This window comes from Treponema sp. (assembly GCF_017430385.1).
In the GTDB taxonomy this organism is placed as follows: Bacteria; Spirochaetota; Spirochaetia; order Treponematales; family Treponemataceae; genus Treponema_D.
The window spans coordinates 1-3,701 of the sequence record NZ_JAFRNB010000096.1; the positions used below are offsets into that span (position 1 = coordinate 1).

At 44.3% G+C, this 3,701-nt stretch carries 4 protein-coding genes and 1 rRNA gene; 2 read left to right on the forward strand and 3 right to left on the reverse strand.

Annotated elements, in window-relative coordinates:
• Window positions 1-271 precede the first annotated feature (271 nt).
• Both ilvC and IJJ71_RS06490 read left to right on the forward strand, forming a co-directional pair.
• The gene (gene ilvC, locus IJJ71_RS06485) at window positions 272-1,750 is read left to right on the forward strand and encodes a ketol-acid reductoisomerase (protein WP_296846017.1); all 1,479 of its coding nucleotides are present in this window, start codon (window positions 272-274) and stop codon (window positions 1,748-1,750) included.
• Between the two features lie 10 nt (window positions 1,751-1,760).
• Window positions 1,761-1,979, forward strand: coding sequence for a TM2 domain-containing protein (locus tag IJJ71_RS06490; RefSeq protein ID WP_296320050.1), 219 nt, complete (start codon window positions 1,761-1,763; stop codon window positions 1,977-1,979).
• Window positions 1,980-2,128: 149 nt separating this feature from the next.
• On the opposite strand, the gene IJJ71_RS06495 is transcribed toward IJJ71_RS06490, so the two are convergent.
• The 3 genes from IJJ71_RS06495 to rrf all read right to left on the reverse strand — a co-directional run.
• Entirely contained in the window at window positions 2,129-3,076 is a 948-nt protein-coding gene (locus IJJ71_RS06495) for a DMT family transporter (RefSeq protein WP_296320053.1), read from the reverse strand.
• Window positions 3,077-3,126: 50 nt separating this feature from the next.
• A complete protein-coding gene (locus tag IJJ71_RS06500; RefSeq protein ID WP_296846018.1) occupies window positions 3,127-3,444 on the reverse strand; it encodes a hypothetical protein in 318 nt (105 codons plus the stop codon).
• Window positions 3,445-3,617: 173 nt separating this feature from the next.
• Window positions 3,618-3,701: ribosomal RNA gene (gene rrf, locus IJJ71_RS06505) — 5S ribosomal RNA — on the reverse strand; the annotation flags it as partial.

The following is a 3,701-nucleotide window of genomic DNA, read 5'->3' on the forward strand; positions in this document are numbered from 1 at the left end:
AAATTAGAAATTAGAAGTTGAAAATTGAAAAGTGAAAGTGAAAAAGGGGAAAGTCTTCCCCTCGCTCCAGCCTCCTCGCTTCGCTGCGGTGTCTTCCGCTACCCCTTCTGCGGGCTCAATCGCCGCCCGCAACGCCCGCTACTCAATTTCACGACTGGTTTCCTTACGCAATATTGCAAATTCTGCAACATTTTATTCATTTTATTTCACTTTACGCAATTACCGGCACACATTATAATAATCTCAAATTAATTTTAAGAAGGTAATCAAAATGGGTAACAACTATTTCAATTCTATTCCGTGGCGCGAAGCTCGCTTGCAGCTCGGTCACTGTCGCTCAATGTCTAAAGAAGAATTTGCTGACGGAGTTAACGCTCTCAAAGGCAAAAAAATCGTAATCGTAGGTTGTGGTGCACAGGGCTTGAACCAGGGTCTCTGTCTCCGCGACTCAGGTTTGGACGTATCTTACGCTCTCCGCGAGGAAGCAATCGCTCAGAAACGTCAGTCTTGGAAGAACGCAACAGAAAACGGCTTCAAAGTCGGAACTTATGACGAATTGGTCCCAACAGCCGACCTCATCGGAAACCTCACTCCAGATAAGCAGCACTCAAATGTAATTTCAGAAGTTATGAAACGCATGAAGAAAGGCTCTGCTCTCTGGTACTCACACGGCTTCAACATGATTGAAGAGGGAATGCAGATTCGCCCGGACATCACAGTCGTTATGTGCGCTCCAAAAGGCCCGGGTACAGAAGTTTGGCACGAGTTCCAGCGTGGATTCGGTGTTCCTGACCTCATCGCCGTTCACCCGGTAAACGACCCAGAAGGAAAAGGCTGGGCTTATGCTAAGGCCTTAGCCGTCGGCATGGGCGGAAGCAAAGCTGGTGTTCTTGAATCATCATTTGTTGCAGAAGTTAAATCAGACCTCATGGGCGAGCAGACAATTCTCTGTGGTATGCTCCAGGCTGGTACAATCGTTTGCTACGACAAAATGGTATCAGAAGGAATCGCTCCAGAATATGCAACAAAACTCTTGATGCACGGCTGGAATGTAATTTCTGAGGCTCTCAAATGGGGCGGCATCACAAACATGATGGACCGACTCTCAAACCCTGCAAAAATCAAGGCAAACGAGCTTTCAAAAGAAATCAAAAAGCTCCTCGCTCCACTCTACCAGAAACACATGGACGACATCATCTCAGGCAAATTCTCTTCTACAATGATGGAAGACTGGAAAGCCGGAGACAAAGACCTTCTCGCTTGGCGTGCTGAAACAGGTGAACTCGCATTCGAGAAAACAGAAGAGTCAAAAGAAGAAATCACAGAGCAGGAATACTTCGACAAGGGCATCATCATGGTTGCTATGGTTAAAGCCGGCTGTGAGCTTGCATTCGAGACAATGGTTGACGCAGGAATCAAAGAGGAGTCTGCTTACTACGAGTCACTCCACGAAGTTCCGCTCATCGCAAACCTCATCGACCGCAAACGCCTCTACGAGATGAACCGTGTCATTTCCGACACAGCAGAATACGGATGCTATCTCTTCGCACGCGTTGCAGCACCAATGATGGCAAAAGACCTCATGCCAAAAGTAACAACAGAAGTTATCGGTAAAGGTCTTTCAAACAAAGACACAAGCGTAAACAACACAGAGCTTGTCAATGTAAACGCTGAGATCCGCAACCACCCAATCGAGGTTGTAGGACGCAAACTCCGCGCATATATGACAGCAATGAAACCTGTATTGTAAGAAGTAAAAAATGGCTAGAGCTTCAAAGGACTACTTCGATCTTCCGAGAATTGTAAGCGTAATTCTATGCTTCTTCCTCGGCCCTCTCATGGGAATCTTCGCTCGTTTTGCTGAAGGCAAAATCGTTGCAGGATTGTTAAGATTCTTCTTCGGATGGAATATCATCTGGGTAATTGACTTCATACTTCTCCTTTTCACAGGAAAAATCTTGCGCGTAGTCAATTTCTAATTTAGCAAGGGCGGTACGGCACAGTGACAAAGCCACTGTGCCGTCGCTATGTCCGCCGTTCCGCTAACCGCTTCATTCCTCCGTTCGCTCCGCTCACTGCGGAACGCCTACGGCGCGGCTACCAGCGCTACCGCTTTGATAAAAAAGCTTTATTTGTCTGTTTTTCGCTTTCTGTAATTCACAACAAAAATACCAAAACAAACCAAAATCAATGAAATTATAGTCACAATTCCAGTCTGACTCTGCTCATGAAGGAAAATCGAGCTTAAAATCACACCGAAAACAGGATTCAAAAATCCGAAAATCACGACACGGCTAACATCGTTGTGCGCAAGCAAAAGTCCCCAAAGAGTGTAAGCCACCGCACTGATAAACACAAGGTAAATCAAAAGCAAAACCGAATTAAAATTAAAGCCTGAGAATCGTCCGCCGAGAGTAAATCCCACAAGAATCATCACAGCTCCGCCAAAAGCAAACTGCCAGCCAGAAAGCATAACGGTGTTTTCGTCACGACTAAAAGCCTTCATAAGACAGCCCGAAAAACCATAACAAAGGCTGCTCATAAAAATAAAGCCTTCTCCGCCAAAAGAAATATGATAATCAACAGATTTTCCAGCGACAGTGACAAGCACGACACCAACAAAGCCCACAACACAACCAAGAATTTTAAGAAAACTAAGTTTTTCCTGTTTGAAAAGCAATGCTGCAATCAATAGAGAGGCAAAAACATTTGTCGCAAGAATTACAGATGATTTTACGCCAGGACAACGGGTAAGTCCGCCATAGAAGAAGAAATACTGAAGGATTGTCTGAACCATTGCAAGTGCAACGACCTTCTTAAACGCAACAACAGAACGAGGCGCAAGAATCTTTTTCTGCAAAAGCGAGCCAAAAATAGTAGTGAAAATTCCCGCAAAAAAGAACCGAACTCCAGCAAAAAGAACGACTGTCGGCGTATCATCAGCAGCAATAGAAAAAAGTTTATAACCGATTTTAATTGCAGGTGTCGCACTACCCCACAAAAAACAGCAAAGAACCGCGCCTAAACAGACGGACCAAAAATTAGATAAGATAGAAGATTTTTTAATTTCAGACATACATTCATTTTATAAAAAAACAAATGCAGAAACAAGCTAGGCAAACAAACTTATTCGCCAGTAAAATTTCCATGCAATATTACGGCACCCGCAGATTTTTTGCCCCCCGCAGATACATCCGTTCCATTCACAGCCTTAGCTTTGGCCTGAGAATTATCGCCGTCTTCTTTATATCGGGTTTTGACAGTCATCTCAGACTTTATTCTGTCCAAAGTAGGATTAAAAACAAGAAGAATTTCACGAATTACACTAAGAACTTCTTCATCAGCATCGCCAGAATCAATCAGCCGGTTATAAAACTTATACATCTGAACATAAGCATGGTTCAAACCGACATATTCTTCATTATAAATATCAACTCGTGACATATAATCTCCTTACTGGTAATTCTAACGAGATTTTTATATTTTTCAAGGAATTTGACAAGAAATAGAAAGAAAAATAATAATGCGCGACTCAACCTGCAACGGGCTATGCGCGCACGCCGGGGCAAAAAAAATCCGCCCCTGCTAGCGGGCGGAAAACCATCCAGAAAGAAAAAAGCCGGCGGCTCCCTACTTTCCCCCATAACGGAGTATCATCGGCGCGGGGGTGCTTGACTTCCGTGTTCGGAACGGGAACGGGT